Below are 17618 nucleotides of genomic sequence, written 5' to 3'. Positions count from 1 at the left end.
TAAACGCAAACTGGTATCGTGCGCCGGCTCCGTTGGGAGTGCGCGGCCGTGCGCGCAGATTTGCCGAGAACAGGACCTATATGTACGTATACGACGAATACGATCAGCGCATCATCGAGGACCGCGTCAAGCAGTTCCGTGATCAGACCCGACGCTATCTGGCAGGTGAACTGAGCGAAGAAGAGTTCCGCCCTCTGCGCCTGCAAAATGGCCTTTATGTTCAGCGCTTTGCGCCGATGCTGCGGGTGGCCGTGCCCTATGGCCAGCTGACTTCGCGCCAGGTGCGCATGATGGCCAAGATTGCCCGCGACTACGACAAGGGCTATGCCCACATCAGTACGCGCCAGAACGTACAGTTCAACTGGCCGGCGCTGGAAGATGTGCCGGACATCCTGGCTGAACTGGCCACCGTGCAGATGCACGCCATTCAGACCAGCGGTAACTGCCTGCGCAACGTCACCACCGACCAATTTGCCGGTGTAGCGGCCGACGAACTGATCGACCCGCGCCCCTGGTGTGAAATCGTCCGCCAATGGACCACCTTCCACCCCGAATTCGCCTACCTGCCGCGCAAGTTCAAGATCGCCATCAATGGCTCGACCTCGGACCGCGCAGCGATCGAAGTGCACGATATCGGCCTGGAGCCGGTGTACAACGCAGCCGGCGAGCTGGGCTTCCGTGTGCTGGTGGGTGGCGGCCTGGGCCGTACCCCGGTGGTCGGCGCATTCATCAACGAGTTCCTGCCGTGGCAGGACCTGTTGAGCTACCTCGACGCCATCCTGCGGGTCTACAACCGCTACGGCCGTCGTGACAACAAATACAAGGCCCGGATCAAGATCCTGGTCAAGGCGCTGACCCCTGAGGTATTTGCCCAGAAAGTCGACGCCGAAATGGAACACCTGCGCGGCGGCCAGACCACCCTGACCGAAGCCGAAGTCCACCGCGTGGCCAAGCACTTCGTTGACCCCGAGTACAAGGCCCTGGCCAACCAGGACGCCGAATTCGCCGCCCTCGACCAGCAACACCCTGGCTTCGCCCGCTGGCGTGCCCGCAACACCCTGGCGCACAAGCAGCCGGGCTATGTGGCGGTGACCCTGTCGCTGAAACCGACCGGCGTTGCGCCGGGTGATATCACCGACAAGCAACTGGACGCCGTCGCCGACCTGGCCGACCGCTACAGTTTCGGCCAACTGCGCACCTCCCACGAGCAGAACATCATTCTCGCCGACGTTGAGCAGAGCCAACTGTTCACGCTATGGGGCGAGCTGCGCGAAAGCGGCTTCGCCACGCCGAATATCGGCCTGCTGACCGACATCATCTGCTGCCCCGGTGGCGATTTCTGCTCCCTGGCCAACGCCAAGTCGATCCCGATTGCCGAATCGATCCAACGCCGTTTCGACGACCTGGACTACCTGTTCGACATCGGCGAGCTGGACCTGAACATCTCCGGCTGCATGAACGCCTGTGGTCACCACCACGTCGGTCACATCGGCATCCTGGGCGTGGACAAGAAAGGCGAAGAATTCTATCAAGTGTCCCTGGGCGGCAGTGCCAGCCGTGATGCGAGCCTGGGCAAGATCCTCGGCCCGTCCTTCGCCCAGGAAGCCATGCCCGAGGTGATCGGCAAACTGATCGATGTGTACATCGAACAGCGTACCGAAGATGAGCGTTTCATCGACACCTACCAGCGCATCGGCATCGACCTGTTCAAGGAGCGCGTCTATGCAGCGAATCATTAAGAACAACCAAGTCGTCGACGAAACCTGGCACCTGCTGCCCAAGGACGCGAGCTTCGACGGCATCTCCAACTGCGACGACCTGATCGTGCCGTTGGCCCTGTGGCGCGAACACGGCCACGCCCTCAAGGCCCGCGACGGTGGCCTGGGCGTGTGGCTGGACGCCGATGAAGAAGCCGAAGAGATCGGCGAGGACGTGGAACACTTCCAGGTCATCGCCCTGAACTTCCCGGCCTTCACCGACGGTCGTAACTACTCCAACGCCCGTCTGCTGCGTGACCGTTACGGTTACAAAGGCGAACTGCGTGCGATTGGCGATGTACTGCGCGACCAACTGTTCTACCTGCACCGTTGCGGGTTCGATGCCTTCGCCTTGCGCGCCGACAAAGACCCGTACGAAGCGCTGGAAAGCCTCAAGGATTTCTCGGTGACGTACCAGGCTGCAACTGATGAACCGCTGCCGCTGTTTCGTCGACGTTAAGCCTGAATGAAAAAATGGGCACCCGACCCCGTCGGCGTGCCCATTTTTTTCACCTGGCTTTTCTTGCTTTAACCCAGGCGCTACTCAGCGTCTGCTTCCGCAACTTTGACCAGCCGCTTGAGCATCCGGGTCATATGGATCAACCGCTGCTCGATGACCTCCAGGCGAGACTGCTCAGTCGGTGTTTCGGATGAAGCGGGCGTGACATACGGCTCGTAAATAAGCCCGTATCTAGTCGCGATGTCTTTCATCTGCGCCTCAACAACATCCATGGTTTTTTCCAGATTGGCCAGACGCCCGCCCGTGTCAGTGGGCGCGCCAGGGCCCTTGCCCACTGCCGGGGCGTCTGGACCTTCGTTGATGGACAGGATTGAATTGACCATCAACTCCAGTTTTATTTCATTGTTCTCCAGGCGCGCCTCAATTTTTTGCTGTTCCGTAGCGCCTGGGTCTACGGTCGTCTTGACGCCGCTTGCGTTGACCTGTTCGGCGCCTGGCATTTTGGCTTGCGCTTCAATCCTGGCAATAATGGTTTTAGACGCAAAATGCTCCCCCACCGTGAATGGGATATTGATCAGACCGCCTACCGCCGCATTCACGAAGGCGCTGCGCGCGCTGGCGGCAAGTTGCTTGGGGAGTGGTGGGAACGCGTTGTTTTTGTTCAACCCGACAATTTTCTGGGAGTCCCCCAGAGAGGCCTGCGTACCTTTCAGCTTGGTTATCGGCTTGGGGCGCACCGGCGGCACAGGTGGCAACGCAGACACAATCGGCTTGGGGGGTTTAGATGACACAGGTGGCTTGCCCGAGCCTGCCTCCACAGGCGGCTTGGGTCGCTTGAACCGCTTCAAACTACGCCTGTTTCTGGTATGGATCTCTTCCTCGCTCGCCATAGGGTATTGAGTAGAGCGCTCCATATTGCGAGTTGAATCCCGCGTTACATTCGAAACGTTTGGAACCTGCACGTCAGGCAACGCCGAAGCAGAAGTGCCTGTTGTTTGCGGGTGAACCATTGGGACCGGTGACGAAATAGCAGACTGACTGGATAACCGCATAGCTAGACCTCTGACATGTTTAGGAGAGGGCTCCCTGCCGCTTCATCTCCTCAGTGGCCATGCACAAAACCAGAGTTCCATGACTACACGTTATGTCATCAAATGCCTGAGTTTTTGCAGGACAGATGACACAAGCTTCATACAACGAGCTGAACATACGCCCTGGTTGAACTGTCCTCTTCTGATCAGACGCTTTTCATCTCACTGACGATTGGAGTGCTTCATGGCGAAAATCAACCTGGCCCAGCAATTGGCGACCACACTCGAGCAAGCGGGCATCAAGCGTATCTGGGGCCTGACTGGCGACAGCCTCAACGGCCTGACTGACGCTCTGCGCAGCATGGACAGCATCGAATGGATGCATGTACGCCACGAAGAGGTCGCGGCGTTCGCCGCCGGCGCCGAGGCCGCCGTCACCGGCGAGCTGACGGTATGCGCCGGCAGTTGCGGGCCGGGTAACCTGCATCTGATCAATGGCCTGTTCGACTGCCATCGTAATCACGTGCCGGTACTGGCTATCGCTGCGCAAATCCCCTCTTCGGAGATCGGCCTCAATTACTTTCAGGAAACCCATCCCCAGGAACTGTTCAAGGAGTGCAGCCATTTCATCGAACTGGTGAGCAACCCCGCGCAGATGCCCGAGGTGCTGCACCGTGCCATGCGCTCGGCAATTCTCAACCGGGGCGTGGCCGTGGTGGTGATTCCGGGGGATGTGTCGCTGCTGGAAGTCGAAGACCGGCTCAAGCCCTGGCCAGCCCTGCATGCGCCGCGCACGCTACCGGCCGAACAGGACCTGCAGCGCCTCACCGACCTGCTCCAGGGCAGCCAGAAAGTGACCCTGCTGTGCGGCAGCGGCTGTGCCGGTGCCCACGCCCAGGTCGTTGCGCTGGCCGACGCCCTGGGTGCGCCGGTGGTGCATGCCCTGCGCGGCAAGGAGCATGTGGAATGGGATAACCCCTTCGACGTGGGCATGACCGGCTTGATCGGCTTCAGCTCGGGCTACCACGCCATGCTCAACTGCGACACGCTGGTCATGCTCGGCACCGACTTTCCCTACCGTCAGTTCTACCCGACCGACGCGACCATCGTTCAGGTCGACCGCAATGCCCAGGCCCTGGGACGTCGTGTCGCCCTGGACCTGGGCATCGCCGCCGATGTCGGTGAAACCATCGATGCACTGCTGCCCCGCCTGACCCGCAAGACCGATCGCAGCTTTCTCGACACCTCGTTGAAGCATTACGAGAAAGCCCGCCAGGGGCTGGATGACCTGGCGCAGCCGTCAAAAGCCAACCGCCCGATTCACCCGCAATATGTCGCCCGCTTGCTCAGTGAACTGGCGGACGATGATGCAATCTTCACCGCCGATGTGGGCTCGCCGACCGTCTGGGCCGCCCGCTACCTGAAAATGAATGGCAAGCGCCGCCTGATCGGCTCGTTCAATCACGGCTCCATGGCCAATGCCATGCCCCAGGCCATCGGTGCCCAAGCGGCGTTTCCTGGGCGCCAGGTGATTTCGATGTCCGGCGACGGCGGGTTCACCATGCTGATGGGGGACTTCATCTCACTGGCACAACTGCAACTGCCGGTGAAAGTCATTGTGTTCAACAACGCGTCCCTGGGTTTTGTCGCCATGGAAATGAAAGCGGCGGGCTATCTCGATACCGGTACCGAGCTGAAAAATCCGGACTTCGCGGCCATGTCCAACGCCATGGGGATCCTGGGGATCCGCGTGGAGCAATCCGAAGACCTGGAACCGGCACTACGCCGCGCCCTGGCCCATGACGGCCCGGTGCTGGTAGATGTTGTCACCGCTACCCAGGAGCTGGTGATGCCTCCGAGTATCAAGCTGGAACAGGCCAAGGGCTTCAGCCTGTACATGCTCAAGGCGGTCATGAGCGGGCGTGGCGATGAAGTGATTGAGCTGGCGCGCACCAACTGGTTGCGCTGACCTTCAGTTGCGTGGAGCGGCGCCATAGCGGACCACCACCTGGGTGATCACCTCAACCAGGCGTGGGTCCGCATCCGGCGCACTGAACAGGCGAAACTGCGCATCGGGCAGCGCGGGTAAACCGTGCTCGGCACCGAGTACCGTCAAGCCCGCGCCGACCTGGCTGCGAACCATGGGCGCGATGGCAAAACCGGCCAGCGCCGCGGCGTGCAACCCGGCATAGCTGGTACACAGGACGGCGGTGCGCTGCGTGATATTGGCCTGCGCCAGGCGGGTCAGGGCCGCCTCTCGATACGGGCAGGGCTCGGGAAACAGCGCCAGTGGCAGGGGCGTCGGCAACACCGCACGCGGCTGCGCGCACCAGGCCCATACGAGCGGCTCCTGCCACAAGGCCAGGCCTGGCTCGCCGGACTCGCACAACGATCCCACCACCACGTCGAGCTCGCCCTGCTTCATCAGGGCCAATAACGTACCGGGAATGCCCACTTGCACGCTGATCTGCATGCCCGGGTACTCGGCGGCGGCGGCCTGCAATTCGCGCAGCAGTCGTGCTTCGGCAAACTCCTCGGAAACACCCAGGCGCAGGTTGCCTTCCCAGGCCGAGCGCGTCAGCTCGGCCCAGGCATCCCGGTTCAGCGCCAGAATGCCCCGTGCATAAGCGATCAGCCGCGCGCCGTCCGGCGTCAGTTGCTGGGCGCGCGTGGTGCGGATCAGCAGAGACTTGCCGACCTGCTCTTCCAGGCGCCGCAGATGACCACTCACCGCCGACTGCGTGAGATGCAAGCGGGCCGCGGCGCGACTGAAGCCACCTTCATCCACCACAGCGACGAAGGTTTTGAGTAGCAGGATGTCGAACATATTTTAATTAATGATTAATGAGCACTTAAAACACGATTTATATTTCAATCATCACTATGTTGCAATGCCTGGGTCAACTGCCCCGAGGCCCATCATGACCACGCTCCTGCACATCGAATGCTCCCCACGTAAACAGCGCTCCGCGTCCCTGGATGTCGCCCGCCAATTTATCGCCCGCTATCAGCACAATGCTCCGGATACAGAGGTGATCACCCTGGACCTATGGGCCCCGGAGCTTCCGGAGTTCAATGGCGCGATCATGGACGCCAAGTACGCCGGTCTCAGCGGCACGCCCTTGACCGAGGAACAGGCCGGCGCCTGGGCTGCGCTGAAATCCCTGGCCGCCTATCTGCATCAGGCTGACGTGCTGGTGTTTTCGGTGCCCCTGTGGAATTTCGCCGTGCCCTACAAGCTCAAGCACTTTATCGACGTGGTGTCACAGAAGGATGTGCTGTTCGAGTTCAGCCCCGAGCACGGCCTGCGAGGCTTGCTGCAGGACAAGACCGCCGTCAATGTGTATGCACGCGGTATGGACTTTTCTGCACCGGACGCCCAGGCCATGGATTTCCAGCGCCCGTACATGGACGCCTGGCTCGGCTTTATTGGAGTGACGAACGTGCATTCACTGTATGTGGAGAAGACGATCCTGGGGCCGGAAGTCGATCGGGCATCGCGTCTGAAAAGTACCGCACTGGCGCTGCTGCTGGCCGATCAACTGACCTGAACCCTCAGTAAAAACCCGGCCTTGTCGGCCGGGTTCGAGGCCATCAGCCGTGCTGTTTGGCAACCCACTTGCCGAAGGCATCGATAAACGCCTGCAGAAACGGCCGGGTCTTGTCCGAGAGTTTTCCCGCCTCGTCAAACACGCTGCCCGCGCCACCCAGGTAGGCTTCCGGCTGCTGCATGCAGGGCACGTCGAGGAACACCAGGGACTGGCGCAGATGATGGTTGGCGCCAAACCCACCAATGGCACCCGGCGAAACGCTGATGATCGCCCCGGGCTTGCCACTCCAGGCGCTTTGCCCGTATGGGCGGGAACCGACGTCGATGGCATTCTTCAACGGCGCGGGCACGGAACGGTTGTATTCCGGGGTCACAAACAACACCGCGTCGGATGAACTGACCTGCTGACGGAAAGTACTGTAGGCTGCCGGCGGTGTAGCACCGTCGATATCCTCGTTATAGAGCGGCAAATCGCCAATTTCGACAATGTTCAACTTGAGGTTGGCAGGGGCCAGTTCAGCCAATGCCTGGGCGACCTTGCGGTTGATCGAGGCTTTTCTCAAGCTGCCCACCAGGACGGCAACCGTGTAGACCTTGCTCATTGATTTTTCCCGACGTCTGACTAAGGAGTGTGTAGTTATAGAGCCTTCGCGGCGTGATCACCAGCAGGTTGTGATAATCCTCGAGAGGTTTTCCGCAGCGCGCAATGCGCAGGAAGTGCGTAGGAAGTGTCTGAAAACTTCAACGAATAGTATTTTTTTCTTATAGGTAAACTACCCCGCTTCATGACGGTCTACAGAACCGAAATCGAGTGTTTATCTCCAGAGGTTCTAAACAGATGGCTGCAGTACTTGTCGGACAGTTCCATGCCAGAGACGCGGAAGGACGTGTGTATTCGGTGCATGAGTTCCAGGAATCCAACCCGGCGCAGGACAGCCAGGCTGGCTCGACGCCTACCACAACCTACAAGTTGGCCATTGGCGACCGCGTAGAAAAACTGGAAGGTGATGAATTCAAATTGATCCAGTCGGGCACGATCATCGTGCGCGAATCGCAAACCACCCTCGCCTCATAAGATCTCGCCTGGTCGACCTGCTCAGTCCTGGCCCTGGCTGCCACTGACTGGGCTGGCGGATCACCGGTTACGCATCTCAGTCACCTCGACCCCTGGCTCGCCGTCCATTTGCTTGAGCGTCACCATCAACTGCCCTCTCTCGCCCTCGACGACAAACATCGAACGCTTGTACCCCGATGTAGTGTTGGTGGGGTAAGCCACAACCTGCCTGACCAACGCCATTTCCAGCACGGCGCCGACGCGCTCGCTCACCTGTTCCTGGGAACGGATAAACGCTTCGAGCGCCAGGGTTTCAGGTGAATGTTCTTCTTGATTGTTCAAGAGATAAGCAGCCGCACACCCCAGGGTTGCCAGTACCAGGAGTTGCTTGGCCGTTACCCCGAAGATGTTCGTGGGTAGAGGCATTTGAGACCAGACCTGTTGTTGTTTTAAGTGCCGAGTCATCGGCATTGGTCGTTGATGATCAGATGCACCATTCTAATCAGGTCGCCAGGTTATGCCAGATGTATCAGAGGTCGCCGTAGGTAATATCCTTGTTATCCCCGACGCCGCCCAGCGTGCGGTCCTTGCCGAAGGAGAACAGATCGAAGGGAGTATTGGGCTGGCTCGACGGATAGTGATACTGGTAGGCAATACCCCAAGGATCCGTCAGCAACGCCTCGTCGACATAAGGGCCCTTCCAGCTGGCCTCTCCGGCGGGTTGCCGGATGAGCGCTTCAAGCCCCTCCTCATCGCCAGGATAGCGACCGGTATCTTGATGAAAGCGTTCGACGGCCTCACCGAGCCGGCTCACCTGGGCTTTGGCGCTGGCGATCTCGACCAGGGTCACATCACCAAACAACCGCGGCCCCAAGGCCACGGCCAACAGGCCGATGACCAGCACCACCGTCAATGCCGCCCAACGCGTATAACCGCGTTGGGTGTGCAACGGTCCCGCCACTGTGGTCAGTCCGCGCATGGGTACGCCTCCTTGATAAAATCAATACGCTCTTTATAGGGCCTGCTCGTTGCAGTTGCACGCATGATTACCCGATATGCCCTCGCAACATGCGCTCTTTTGCCCCGGCCATTGAAACACCGTCGCGCGCACCCTAGACTCCGGCGATGCGTTTACGTCATATCGAAGTGATTCAGGCCATCTTGCAAACCGGACACCTCGGCACTGCCGCCGAATGGTTGCAACTCCCCGTGGGCGATGTAGACGCCGTGCTCAAAGACGCCGAGCAGCAATTAGGTTTCATGCTGTTTGCCAGTGTGCGTGGGCGCTTGCAAGCCACGCGCGAGACCCTGGAACTGCAGGCCGAAATCGCCCACCTCTACGAGGCCCTGGAGCCGGTGCAACGCCTGGCCAACCGGTTGAAACACCATCACGCGCCGACCCTGCGCGCCCTGTGCACCCCGCCCCTGGCCAACCAGTTGCTGCCGCAAAGCATCGCCATGCTACGCCGACGCTTCCAGGACACGCCGTGCAACCTGTCGAGCCTGCCGACCCGGGAAATTGTCAGGAGCCTGTTGTTGCACGAGGCCGATGTAGGCCTGAGCCTGCATGACCCGGAACATCCACAAATTCAAAGCACCGTATTGGCCCAAGGCAAATTGCAACTGCTCGCTCCCCATGGCTGGCTCAAACCCAGGCAGAAGTACATTGCCCTGCAGGACCTGGCGGGGCAGTCGATGATCGGTCTCGAAGGCCAGGACCCGCTCAGCCGCCTGCTGGACGCCAAGCTGCGAGCCCTGCGCCCGTTGCCGGTGGTGCAGACGCGCGTACAGACCTACCAGATGATGCGCAGCATGGTGGAGGCCGGGGAAGGCTTGGCGATTGTCGACCCGTTTACCGCATTCGGCGCACGGGAAGCAGGGTTGGACGCGTGCCCGCTGTCACCGCCGATCCAGGTCAGCCTGTATGCGCTGACCCTGAAGGACAGCGTGACTGCCCCTGCCCTGAATGCGTTGCTGGAGATTGTCACGCAGAAGGCAGAAGGCCTGTTGGCAGGCTAGGACGCTGCGGTTTCCGTCTTGAACAAGCGGTACCAGAAGATCGCCACTTCGCGGGTTTGCGGATCAATGCCCCGATAGCGCAGGTGGTCGACGCCCCCCATCACATAGCCACATCGCTCATACAAGCGGCAGGCCCCGAGGTTGTTGTTCTGGGTTTCCAGCATCATGCCCGGCAGGTTTTTCTTGCGGCTCCAGAACTGCGCCACATCCAGCAGCGCCTTGGCCACACCATGGCGACGCGCAGACAGGACCACCGCCAACTCATCAACATGGGCAAAGCCATTCCAGTTGGTGCTCACCACAATATGCCCTACCGCCCGATCATCGAGGTAAGCCATGAAGACTGCGCTGTCGGCGGCGTTACGGAAACTGGCGAACTCTTCCGGGTCTATGCCATAGCACTTGCGGTACGGCAGGATCCGCTCCACAGGCCATTCGTCAACCCGCTTGCCCATCTGCGGCTGGCCGTAGCCACTGACCTCAAAGCTGAAGTCATTGCCCCACACATAGGCATCGAAGCCCTCGTCGGCCACGCGGACACTGAGCCCCGGATACTTCACGTTCATCACTGCGTGCATAACCATCCTTAATCCTTGATGCAATCGACGGTGTAACAACGACCATGACCGTCATCTTCGTGCTGCAGCCCATGAACATCGGCGACAAACCCGGGGAAGCCGCTGTCGAACGTGCGGGCGAATGCCAGGTAATCAATGATCGACCGCGTTGCCTCGGTAAAACGCTCGCCGGGCATGATCAACGGAATGCCCGGCGGATAAGGCACCAGCATCACCGCTGCGATGCGCCCAGGCAAGGCATCGATGGAAACGGCTTCCACCTCACCTCTCACCAGTTGGTCGTAGGCGTCGGCCGGTTTCATCGCGATTTCCGGCAACACCGTGTACATGCGCTTGAGGTGCCTGGCGGTGGCATTGCTGCGGTAACAACTGTGCAATTGATCACAGAGGTCACGCAGCCCCAGACCCTGATAGCGCGACGGCCCCTGGGCATACACCGATGGCAAACAACTGGCCAGGCTGACATTGGCATCGTAGCTACGCTTGAACTCCAACAATTCGGTGAGCAAGGTACTCCATTTACCTTTGGTAATGCCCATGGAGAACAACACGAGGAATGAATACAGGCCGGTCTTCTCCACCACCAGCCCGCGCTCCCAGAGGAACTTGCTGACCACCGCCGCCGGGATACCCCGGTCGCTCAAGGCTCCTCCGGCGTTGAGGCCAGGCATCACCAGCGTCACTTTGATCGGGTCCAGCAGCACATAATCCTCGGCCACGTCGCCAAAACCATGCCAGTCGTCGCCGGGATGCAACAGCCAGTCCGTCGTGACAACCCGGTCGATGCCCGCCACCGACGGCGGTTGCCAGATCGAGAACCACCAATCGTCAGCGGCCAGATGCTGGCGCAGGTTGGCCAACGCACGACGAAAGCTCAGGGCTTCGTCGAACATTTCCTGCAACAGCGAGCGCCCGGCCGGCCCTTCCATCATTGCCGAGGCGACGTCCAGCGAGGCGATGATGCTGTATTGCGGCGAAGTGGAGATATGCATCATGAAGGCTTCGTTGAAGCGGTCACGATCCAGTTGGCGGGCGCCACCATCCTGAACATGGATCATCGACGCCTGGCTGAAGGCGGCCAGCAACTTGTGCGTCGAGTGGGTGGTGAACACCAGGGGGCTGTCCGGTGTGCGTGAAGTGCCCATGCCGTAGCGCCCGGCAAAAAACTCGTGAAAGGCCGCGTAAGCGTACCAGGCCTCATCGAAGTGCAGCACCTCGACACTGCTGCCCAGTTGTTGCTTGATCAGCTCGGCGTTGTAGCACAAGCCGTCGTAGGTCGAATTGGTCACCACCGCCATCTTCACCTTCGCCGGCCGGCCACGGGTCAGGGGGCTGGCGTCGATCTTGGCGCGGATGGCCTCGGGGCTGAATTCGCTCAGGGGAATCGGGCCGATGATGCCCAGCTCATTGCGCTCCGGGCACAGGTACAGCGGGATAGCCCCGGTCATGATGATCGAGTGCAGTACCGACTTGTGGCAGTTGCGATCCACCAGCACCAGGTCGTTACGGCCGACCATGGAGTGCCACACGATCTTGTTGGCGGTGGACGTGCCATTGATGACGAAGAAGGTGTGGTCAGCGCCAAAGTTGCGTGCGGCGCGGGCTTCGGCTTCGGCCAGCGGCCCGGTGTGATCCAGCAGCGAACCGAGTTCCGGTACTGAAACGGACAAATCCGAACGCAGCGTGTTCTCACCGAAAAACTGATGGAACGCCTGCCCCACCGGGCTTTTTCGATAGGCCACGCCGCCCCCGTGGCCGGGGGTGTGCCAAGAGTAATTGGAATCGGCGGTGTGCTGGACCAGGGCCTTGAAGAATGGTGGCAACAAGCCGTCCAGGTAGGTCCGCGCAGCGCGAGCCACCTGCCGGGCGAGAAACGGCACCGTGTCTTCGAACAGATAAAGAATGCCGCGCAGTTGATTGAGTTCACTCATGGCGTCCGCCGGGGCGTTTTCCAGAGTGACTTGCTCGCCCAGCGCGAAGATCGGCAGGTTGGGCGCCCTCACCCGTGCCAGGCGAATCAGTTCGACCATGTTTTGCAGCAGATGGGTATTTTCCCCGGCACCTTCAGCGGCAATCAGCATGCAGGCCAAGCCGTGATGGGTCGATGCCACCAGCCGCCCCTCGGCATAGTCCACGGCAGAAAAGATACTGAAGCCCTCTTGTTCCAATTCCCTGGCGATGCCTCGAACCCGGTCACCGGCAACGGTGTCGGCCTTGATGTCGCGATGCACGATCAGAACGGGAAACTTCAAGTCTTTGTACATGACGGCTTGTGGTCCTGAGGGCTATGCACTCAGGGTAGAAGCTGGAAGAGAATGTGGCGAATGAAGATTATTGCTCCGCCAGCTGCGACCACAACGCCGGTGCACCCGCCGCCTTGGCAATCGCTTCCAATCGCGCCGCATGCTCGGCCAGGTCCTGCTCGCTGGCACGGATAATGGTGGTCGCTTTACGATCAGCCGGCAGCCGGCGAATTTCCGAAGGGCGATTGCCCGAACCTTCCGCCGAGCCGCTGCCGTCGGATGCATTACCAGCCAGGGACAGGCTGGTCTGGCCACCGGTCATGGTCAGGTAGACGTCGGCGAGAATCTCGGAGTCGAGCAAGGCGCCATGCAATTCACGGCCGGAGTTGTCGACACCGTAGCGTTTGCACAATGCATCGAGGCTGTTGCGCTGGCCCGGGTGGCGTTCACGCGCCATCATCAGGGTGTCGAGGATCGAGCAGTGCTGGGAAATATCCGCCCGGTCCATCTGCCCCATCAGGGCGAATTCGTTGTTGATGAAGCCAACGTCGAACGCCGCGTTATGGATGATCAGTTGGGCGCCGTTGATGAACTCGAAGAACTCATCGGCCACTTCGGCAAAGCGCGGCTTGCCTTTGAGGAATTCATCGGTGATGCCGTGAACGGCGATAGCGCCCTCGTCACTGTCCCGATCCGGTTGCAGGTAGACATGGAAATGACGGCCGGTGAGGCGACGGCCCATCAACTCGACGCAGCCGATCTCGATGATCCGGTGACCATCGGTCACCGGCATGCCGGTGGTTTCGGTATCGAGTACTACGGATCGGATGGCCATCAGGGTTCAACTCTCAGCGGTGTGATGTATTTCAAGGCGCGCAATCTTAGCACGCCATGGCCCGGGCAACCCAAGACCGGGCCAAGGCGCTCAAGGCTCGACAGTTTTTTACAATCCTTAGCAAAGCTGCAGCAGTTTTGCCCAAGGCGCCCTTGTTAGCCTGCACGCCCTAGTTGATACAGGTCCCACAACCACCATGAACCCGCCAAAACTACTGTGCACCCTGTTGCTGTTGGGCAGCACCTGCACGGCACACGCCACCAGCTTCGTCATGACCACCGACGCGCTGGTGAGCCTGTCCATGAGTGCCACTCGGGGCACCAGTTCGTCATTCAAGGATGACAAGATCGTTCAAGCGGCACGGGACGACGCCGAATCTTTTGTTGCCACGGATGGCCAGATCCGTGGTGTGCGCCTGGAGGCGGCGCTGGTACACATTCGCGAACGCCTGCCAGGGCAAACCTTTACCGACATGCAGCTGGCACAGGCCATCGCCGCACTCTGAACATCAGCTCTGCTTGTAACCCCGCACTTCGTCCACGCCACGGTTAGCCAACTGGTCTGCCCGCTCGTTACCGGGATGGCCGATGTGCCCGCGTACCCATTTCCAGGTAATGTCGTGGCGATTGCATTGTTCATCGAGCAATTGCCACAGGTCGGCATTCTTGACCGGTTCCTTGGCGGCAGTCTTCCAACCCCGTTTTTTCCAGTTGACCATCCACTCATTGATGCCCTTCATCACGTACTGCGAGTCAGTCACCAGCAGCACGTTGCAGCGTCGCTTGAGCTCTTCCAGGCCACGAATGGCGCCCATCAGCTCCATGCGGTTGTTGGTGGTGTTGGCTTCGCCGCCCCACAGTTCCTTCTCCACGCCCTTGCACACCAGCAGGGCACCCCAGCCGCCCGGGCCAGGGTTGCCCTTGCAGGCGCCGTCGGTGAAGAGTTCTACGCTATCGGTCATCGGTCACTCGGCCTGAAATCAAAAAAAGGGTTTTACGGTTCACTCTGCTTGCGGTTGACCTTGGCCATCGGCATCGGCACCAGCTTGCCCACGGGCTGGCGTAGCACCTGGCGCACCGGCCGAAGCCCGACCACAATCTTGCGCGCCACCAACAAATAGAAGCCACCACCCGACAGCTGCCAGGCCCCGGCCCGGCGCTCCCAGCCGGCCAGGCGTGTCTGCCACTTGGTCGACGCAAGCGGCGGACGATAGCACCCGAAGCGGCGTTTCTCCAGCGCGAAGCCCAGCAGGTTCAGCCAGTCTCCCACCCGCGACGGCGCGATGCAGCGCGCCTGGCGCAGGCCGTCATGGGCGAACAGATGGCGCATTCCCCAACTGCTCCAGGGGTTGATGCCGATAATAAGCAGATGGCCACCGGGGCGTACGCTGCTGGCGGCTTCACGGAGCAAACCGTGGGGAGACAGGCAAAAATCCAGGCCATGTTGCAACACCACCACATCGGCGGCGTGCTCGCTCAGTGGCCAGGCTTGTTCCTCGCATACGATTTCCACACCGGGCAACGGCGCCCCCAGACGCACATTGCGCTGCACCTGTGGGGCCGACGGCGGCGTCTGCGCCGAGGGGCCGTAATGCACCAGGTAACCGCCGAAGAAGCGCCCCAGCTCGTCTTCGAGCATGCGCCGTTCTTCGTCCAGCAGAAATTGCCCTATCGGCCCGGACAGCCACTCGCGGGCCGCGCTGATCAGGGCCAGCCACTCAGGATCGGCCTGGGCGAACGCTTTATCAGTCATTGCATTCTCCAACTCGCCTAGACGTTCTAAGATGCACCAATGTGTTCAGCTTGGCGAATCGAAGAATGATACAGATCAGTGCGCTACCCGCCTTCACCGACAACTACATCTGGTTGTTACAAGACCCAAGCACCCAGCGCTGCGCCGTCGTCGACCCTGGCGATGCCGGGCCGGTACTTGCCTGGCTCCAGGCCAACCCCGGCTGGCAGCTCAGCGATATCCTGATCACCCACCACCACCATGATCATGTCGGCGGTGTGGAGCCCTTGAAAAGTGCTACCGACGCCAAGGTCTACGGCCCGGCCAGTGAGAAGATCCCGGCACGCGACATTGCCCTGCTGGATAACGACCGTGTCACGGTGCTGGGCTGGGACTTCGACGTTTACACGGTGCCCGGCCACACCCTGGGCCACATAGCCTATTACCACCAGGGCGTACTGTTCTGTGGCGACACGCTGTTCGCCGCCGGCTGTGGGCGCCTGTTCGAAGGCACTCCAGAGCAAATGCACGCCTCGCTGCAACGCCTCGCCGCCCTGCCCGCCGACACGTTGGTGTATTGCACTCACGAGTACACGCAAAGCAACCTTAAATTCGCCCAGGCCGTGGAGCCGGATAACGCCGATATTGCCGAACGGGTGGCTGACGTCAACCAGTTGCGAGCCCGTGGCGAGATGACACTGCCGTCGAACCTGGCCCTGGAAAAACGCACCAACCCTTTTCTGCGCACCGCTGAAACATCCGTTAAACAAAAAGCGGACGAACGGAACGGTCGCGACAACCGCTCTGGGGCCGAGGTGTTTGCTAGCTTGAGGGCGTGGAAAGATAAGTTCTAACGGGAAGCAATCTGATACGCAATTTCTGAATGGTTGACCGGAACCGAAGCGCTTTCTAGAATCGCCCGACATTTTTGCCCGGAACTTACTTCCAGCCAATGTCGTCATCTATTCGTAAATCCATTTCTTCAGACGCATTGACCCGCCTGGCTCAAGCCGTGGCGGTGGCTGTGTCCGCGACTCTGGCGGGCTGCCAATCGACAAATTTCGCTGCACAATCCACCGTGCAACCCAAACCCAATCTTGCCGCCAAGATCAAGCAAAAACCTATCTGGCTCTCAGAGAAGCCCAGCCCCGAAGTGCCCCAGGATGTCTGGGAACGCATGCGACGGGGCTTTCAATTGCAGGAAGGCCTGGGCGTCAACCCGCGCATCGAGCAACAGCGCTTGTGGTTCGCCAGCAACCCGTCCTTTCTGGAAAACGCCGGAGAACGCGGCAGCCTCTACATTCACTACATCGTCGAGCGCCTTGAAGAACGCAACATGCCCCTGGAGCTGGCGCTGCTGCCGGTGATTGAAAGTGCCTACAACCCAATGGCCTATTCGCGTAGCGATGCGGTCGGTTTGTGGCAGTTCATTCCCTCCACCGGGCGCTACTTCAACCTGCGCCAGACCCGCGCCTACGACGGCCGCCGTGACATCACCGCTTCCACGACCGCCGCACTGGACTACCTGACGCGCCTGCATGACATGTTCAACGGCGACTGGTTGCTGGCCCTGGCGGCCTATAACGCCGGCGAAGGCACGGTCAGCCGGGCCATCGAGCGTAACGAGAAACTAGGCCTGCCCACCGACTACTGGAACCTGCCCCTGCCCCAGGAAACCAAGGACTACGTGCCCAAGTTCCTGGCGCTGTCCCAAGTGGTACTGGCACCGGAGGCATACGGTGTCAACCTGAGCCCGATCGCCAACCAGCCGTACTTCGAAGTGGTTGAAGTCAAACAGAGCATGGACCTGTCACGGGTCGCGGCACTGGCTGAAATCGACGAAGACGAACTGTTCCAGCTCAATCCGGCCCTGAAACAACGCACCACCCTGGACGGCCCCCAGCATCTGCTGGTGCCCAGTTCCAAGGCGCATCTGCTGACCAGCACCCTTTCGACGATGCGTCCGGAGGAATTGCTGGCCATGCGCCCGAAAAAGGCCGTGTTCGACGAAGTCGAGACAAAAGCCGTTGCCGGACGTACCCGCAGCTACAAGGTGCGCACTGGCGACAACCTCACCCTGATCGCCAAGGCGAACAAGGTCGACGTGCATGACCTGCAACGCTGGAACAAGCTCAACGGCCAGGCACTCAAGGTCGGCCAGACCCTGGTGATGCAGGACACGCGCAAAGTCGTGGCCAGCAGCAAGAAGCCGGTGCAATACAAGGTCAAGAAAGGCGACTCGTTGTACATCGTTGCCAAGCGCTTCAACGTTGAGATGCAACACCTCAAGCGTTGGAACCCGCGCACGGGCCAGGCATTGAAGCCAGGGCAGATGCTCGTCGTTTCCGGCCCACGATAGC

19 protein-coding genes are annotated in these 17618 nt (G+C 60.3%); 9 read left to right on the top strand and 10 right to left on the bottom strand.

Features of this window, described 5'->3' with window-relative positions:
- Positions 1-80: 80 nt before the first annotated feature.
- The gene (locus ACQRBV_RS24735) at positions 81-1739 is read left to right on the top strand and encodes a nitrite/sulfite reductase (RefSeq protein ID WP_060757127.1); all 1659 of its coding nucleotides are present in this window, start codon (positions 81-83) and stop codon (positions 1737-1739) included.
- Positions 1723-2217, top strand: a complete 495-nt coding sequence (locus ACQRBV_RS24730) for a DUF934 domain-containing protein (protein ID WP_090371510.1) — start codon at positions 1723-1725, stop codon at positions 2215-2217. The genes ACQRBV_RS24735 and ACQRBV_RS24730 overlap by 17 nt, the downstream gene beginning before the upstream one ends.
- A gap of 80 nt (positions 2218-2297) precedes the next feature.
- Here ACQRBV_RS24730 and ACQRBV_RS24725 read toward each other — a convergent pair whose 3' ends face one another.
- Positions 2298-3131 carry a hypothetical protein gene (locus ACQRBV_RS24725; RefSeq protein WP_411985544.1) on the bottom strand — a complete coding sequence of 278 codons (834 nt, stop codon included), beginning with the start codon at positions 3129-3131 and terminating at the stop codon, positions 2298-2300.
- 361 nt (positions 3132-3492) lie between these two features.
- Between ACQRBV_RS24725 and poxB the strand changes: the two genes are divergently transcribed.
- Positions 3493-5217 (top strand): ubiquinone-dependent pyruvate dehydrogenase, encoded by a 1725-nt coding sequence (gene poxB, locus ACQRBV_RS24720; protein ID WP_411985545.1) that lies wholly within the window; start codon positions 3493-3495, stop codon positions 5215-5217.
- 3 nt (positions 5218-5220) lie between these two features.
- Here poxB and ACQRBV_RS24715 read toward each other — a convergent pair whose 3' ends face one another.
- Positions 5221-6075, bottom strand: coding sequence for a LysR family transcriptional regulator (locus ACQRBV_RS24715; protein WP_244383719.1), 855 nt, complete (start codon positions 6073-6075; stop codon positions 5221-5223).
- A gap of 94 nt (positions 6076-6169) precedes the next feature.
- Between ACQRBV_RS24715 and ACQRBV_RS24710 the strand changes: the two genes are divergently transcribed.
- Positions 6170-6799, top strand: coding sequence for an FMN-dependent NADH-azoreductase (locus ACQRBV_RS24710; RefSeq protein ID WP_411985546.1), 630 nt, complete (start codon positions 6170-6172; stop codon positions 6797-6799).
- A 43-nt stretch (positions 6800-6842) separates the two neighbouring features.
- Here ACQRBV_RS24710 and ACQRBV_RS24705 read toward each other — a convergent pair whose 3' ends face one another.
- Positions 6843-7400: an NADPH-dependent FMN reductase gene (locus ACQRBV_RS24705; protein ID WP_104993451.1), complete on the bottom strand. Its 558-nt coding sequence runs from the start codon at positions 7398-7400 to the stop codon at positions 6843-6845.
- Between the two features lie 236 nt (positions 7401-7636).
- Here ACQRBV_RS24705 and ACQRBV_RS24700 point away from each other — a divergent pair, with 236 nt between their 5' ends.
- Positions 7637-7873, top strand: coding sequence for a hypothetical protein (locus tag ACQRBV_RS24700; protein WP_017136925.1), 237 nt, complete (start codon positions 7637-7639; stop codon positions 7871-7873).
- A gap of 60 nt (positions 7874-7933) precedes the next feature.
- On the opposite strand, the gene ACQRBV_RS24695 is transcribed toward ACQRBV_RS24700, so the two are convergent.
- Together ACQRBV_RS24695 and gspG are read right to left on the bottom strand one after the other, a co-directional pair.
- Positions 7934-8278 carry a hypothetical protein gene (locus ACQRBV_RS24695; protein ID WP_198761899.1) on the bottom strand — a complete coding sequence of 115 codons (345 nt, stop codon included), beginning with the start codon at positions 8276-8278 and terminating at the stop codon, positions 7934-7936.
- 103 nt (positions 8279-8381) lie between these two features.
- Positions 8382-8831: a type II secretion system major pseudopilin GspG gene (gene gspG / locus ACQRBV_RS24690; protein ID WP_411985547.1), complete on the bottom strand. Its 450-nt coding sequence runs from the start codon at positions 8829-8831 to the stop codon at positions 8382-8384.
- A 146-nt stretch (positions 8832-8977) separates the two neighbouring features.
- Between gspG and ACQRBV_RS24685 the strand changes: the two genes are divergently transcribed.
- Positions 8978-9871: a LysR substrate-binding domain-containing protein gene (locus ACQRBV_RS24685; RefSeq protein WP_060757134.1), complete on the top strand. Its 894-nt coding sequence runs from the start codon at positions 8978-8980 to the stop codon at positions 9869-9871.
- On the opposite strand, the gene ACQRBV_RS24680 is transcribed toward ACQRBV_RS24685, so the two are convergent.
- The 3 genes from ACQRBV_RS24680 to dnaQ all read right to left on the bottom strand — a co-directional run bounded on the left by ACQRBV_RS24680 (position 9868) and on the right by dnaQ (position 13521).
- Positions 9868-10437 (bottom strand): GNAT family N-acetyltransferase, encoded by a 570-nt coding sequence (locus ACQRBV_RS24680; protein ID WP_060757208.1) that lies wholly within the window; start codon positions 10435-10437, stop codon positions 9868-9870. The genes ACQRBV_RS24685 and ACQRBV_RS24680 overlap by 4 nt on opposite strands.
- A gap of 20 nt (positions 10438-10457) precedes the next feature.
- Positions 10458-12713, bottom strand: coding sequence for an Orn/Lys/Arg decarboxylase N-terminal domain-containing protein (locus ACQRBV_RS24675; protein WP_060757135.1), 2256 nt, complete (start codon positions 12711-12713; stop codon positions 10458-10460).
- A 67-nt stretch (positions 12714-12780) separates the two neighbouring features.
- Positions 12781-13521 carry a DNA polymerase III subunit epsilon gene (gene dnaQ, locus ACQRBV_RS24670; protein WP_411985586.1) on the bottom strand — a complete coding sequence of 247 codons (741 nt, stop codon included), beginning with the start codon at positions 13519-13521 and terminating at the stop codon, positions 12781-12783.
- Positions 13522-13723: 202 nt separating this feature from the next.
- Between dnaQ and ACQRBV_RS24665 the strand changes: the two genes are divergently transcribed.
- On the top strand, positions 13724-14032 hold the full coding sequence (locus ACQRBV_RS24665) for a DUF2388 domain-containing protein (protein WP_060757137.1): 309 nt from the start codon (positions 13724-13726) through the stop codon (positions 14030-14032).
- A gap of 3 nt (positions 14033-14035) precedes the next feature.
- On the opposite strand, the gene rnhA is transcribed toward ACQRBV_RS24665, so the two are convergent.
- Both rnhA and ACQRBV_RS24655 read right to left on the bottom strand, forming a co-directional pair.
- Positions 14036-14488, bottom strand: coding sequence for a ribonuclease HI (gene rnhA / locus ACQRBV_RS24660; RefSeq protein ID WP_003173571.1), 453 nt, complete (start codon positions 14486-14488; stop codon positions 14036-14038).
- Between the two features lie 32 nt (positions 14489-14520).
- Positions 14521-15279: a class I SAM-dependent methyltransferase gene (locus ACQRBV_RS24655; RefSeq protein ID WP_411985548.1), complete on the bottom strand. Its 759-nt coding sequence runs from the start codon at positions 15277-15279 to the stop codon at positions 14521-14523.
- A 65-nt stretch (positions 15280-15344) separates the two neighbouring features.
- Between ACQRBV_RS24655 and gloB the strand changes: the two genes are divergently transcribed.
- Together gloB and ACQRBV_RS24645 are read left to right on the top strand one after the other, a co-directional pair.
- On the top strand, positions 15345-16112 hold the full coding sequence (gloB, locus tag ACQRBV_RS24650) for a hydroxyacylglutathione hydrolase (RefSeq protein WP_060757139.1): 768 nt from the start codon (positions 15345-15347) through the stop codon (positions 16110-16112).
- Positions 16113-16210: 98 nt separating this feature from the next.
- Positions 16211-17617, top strand: a complete 1407-nt coding sequence (locus ACQRBV_RS24645) for a transglycosylase SLT domain-containing protein (RefSeq protein WP_060757140.1) — start codon at positions 16211-16213, stop codon at positions 17615-17617.
- The last annotated feature ends 1 nt before the right edge of the window (position 17618 follow it).

Origin of the sequence: Pseudomonas sp. R11F, assembly GCF_050312575.1 — a bacterium.
In the GTDB taxonomy this organism is placed as follows: domain Bacteria; phylum Pseudomonadota; class Gammaproteobacteria; order Pseudomonadales; family Pseudomonadaceae; genus Aquipseudomonas; species Aquipseudomonas palleroniana.
Note: the sequence above shows the minus strand (reverse complement) of the source record. Positions and strands in the feature narration are given on the sequence as shown.